We start from the raw sequence: 2,494 nt of genomic DNA on the forward strand, positions 1-2,494 counted from the left end.
CCCGGCCAGCGCCCGCAGGATCGCAGGTACGCCGCCGGCGGCGCGCAGCGCGGGCAGGTCGAGCACGGCCGGTACGGGCGCGGCGGTGTCGACGGCGACGGCGGCGTCGAAGAGCGCGGCGCCGACCGGGGCGGTGATCACGCCGAGTCCGGCGCGGGCCACCCGGGACCGGTCGGTCGCGCCGAGGGCGGCCGCCATGCCGTCGGTGTCCCACATGCCCCAGGCGAGGGCGTGTGCGGGCAGGCCGTGGGCGCGGCGGTGGGCGGCGAGCGCGTCGAGGTAGGCGTTCGCGGCCGCGTACGCGCCCTGGCCGGGGGAACCGAGCACCCCGGCGATCGAGGAGTAGGTGACGAACAGGCCCAGATCGAGGCCGGCGGTGGCCTCGTGCAGGTGCCAGGCGGCGTCGACCTTCGGGGCGAGGACGCGGGCCAGCCGGTCGGCGTCGGTGCCGGTGATCAGCGCGTCGTCGAGCACACCGGCGGTGTGCACCACCCCGGCGAGCCGGCCGGCGTCGGTGAGGCCGGCGATCAGGTCGCGTACGGCGTCGCGGTCGGTGAGGTCGCAGGCGAGCACCTGGACCCGCGCGCCGAGCGCGGTCAGCTCGTCGGCCAGGTCGGTCGCGCCGGCGGCGTCGGGTCCGCGCCGGCTGACCAGGGCCAGCGAGTCCACGCCCCAGCCGGTGACCAGGTGCCGGGCGAGCAGGCCGCCGAGCGCGCCGGTGCCGCCGGTGACCAGGACGGTGCCGCCGCGGGTGCCCGGGGTGGCCGCGGGTGGGGCGTCGGCGCGTACCAGGCGGGGGGTGTGGGTGGTGTCGCCGCGGACCGCGACCTGCGCCGCGGCCGGGTCGTCGGCGGCGGCCGCGAGCAGCGCGAGCACGGGGGCGTCGAGGTCACGGTCGAGGTCGGCGAGGACGATCCGGCCGGGGTGTTCGGACTGGGCGGAGCGGACCAGGCCCCAGACGGCGGCGCCGGCCAGGTCGGTGGCCGGGTCGTCCGGGGTGGCGGGCATCGCGTCGCGGGTGACGACCACGAGCCGGGCGTCGGCGGTGGCGTCGGTGGCGAGCCAGTCGCGCAGCACGGCGAGCACGCCGCCGGTGGCGGCGTGGACCGCGGCCGGCGTCGGCCCGGCCGGGGGCACCGGCAGGAGCACGAGCGGGGGTACGCCGCCGGCGGCGACCAGCTCGGCCACGCCGGCGTGGGCGGGGGTGCCGGGCAGGGCGGGCAGCGGTGCGCCGAGCACCGCCGAGGCGGGCGGCGACACCGGGGTGAGCGGTTCGGCGGGCCAGTCGACGCGGAACAGCGACCGGGCGGCGCGGGCGGCGGCCGGCGGTTCCACGCCGGTCAGGTCGCGCAGCACCAGCGCGTCGACGGTGACCACGGGCCGGTCGGTGTGGTCGACGGCGAGCAGCCGCACGGCGGCGCCGGTGCGGGTGAGCCGCACCCGCAGCGTGTCCGCGTCGACGGCGTGCACCTGCACGCCGGTGAACGCGAACGGGGCCTTCGGGCCGGTGGTGCCGTCGCCGGGCAGCAGCGCGGTGGGGTGCAGCGCGGCGTCGAGCAGCGCGGGGTGCACGCCGAACCCGGCGGTCCGGTCGGGGCCGGTCGGGGGCAGCGTCACCTCGGCGTAGACGGTGTCGTCGCCGGCCGTCCAGGCCCGCCGCAGGCCCTGGAACGCCGGCCCGTACGTCATGCCGTGGCTGGCGAGGGCGTCGTACCAGCCGGTGAGGTCGGTCTCGGTGGCGTGCGCGGGCGGCCAGGCGCCGAGGCCGGCGTCGCCGGTGGGGGCGGCGGCGGTGAGCAGGCCCTCGGCGTGGCGGATCCACTCGCCGTCGGGGTCGTCGTCGGGCTGGGAGTGCACGGCGACGGTGCGCCAGCCGGCGTGGTCGCGGGGGCCGACGCGGACCTGCACCCGCACCGCGCCCCGCTCGGGGAGCACCAGCGGCGCGGCGATGGTCAGCTCCCGGATCCGGCAGGGGCCGAACTCCTCGCCGGCGCGCAACGCGAGTTCGACCAGCGCGGTGCCGGGGACGAGGACCGCGCCGGCGACGACGTGGTCGGCGAGCCACGGTTGGGCCGACAGGGACAGCCGGCCGGTCAGCACGGCCGCGTCCTCGCCCGCGAGACGCACGGCGGCGGCCAGCAGCGGGTGGCCGGCGGCGCCGAGGCCGGCGCCGGTGACGTCGGAGGCGGGGCCGGCCGGGCGCAGCCAGTAGCGGTCGCCGCCGAACGCGTACGTGGGCAGGTCGGCCGGGGCGCCCGCGCCGGTGAGGAGCGGCGTCCAGTCGACCCGGCCGCCGGCGGTGAAGAGTTCGGCGAGGCCGGCGAGCAGCGCGTACGGCTCGGGGCGGTCCCGGCGTCCGGTGGCGACGGCGAGCGCGGTCGGGTCGTCGGCGGTCTCGCGGATCAGCGCGGTGAGCACGGCGCCCGGGCCGATCTCCACGAACGTGTCCGCCCCGGCGGCCCGCAGCGCGGTGATCCCGTCGGCGAACCGGACC

General features: G+C 79.8%; 1 protein-coding gene. It reads right to left on the minus strand.

The annotated features are described in order from the left end of the window. The coding region (locus B1205_RS31040) for a type I polyketide synthase (RefSeq protein ID WP_176308487.1) at positions 1–2,494 on the minus strand (2,494 nt) is incomplete at both ends.

Source organism: Micromonospora sp. NBS 11-29, from assembly GCF_002140155.1.
Taxonomy (GTDB): Bacteria; Actinomycetota; Actinomycetes; order Mycobacteriales; family Micromonosporaceae; genus Micromonospora.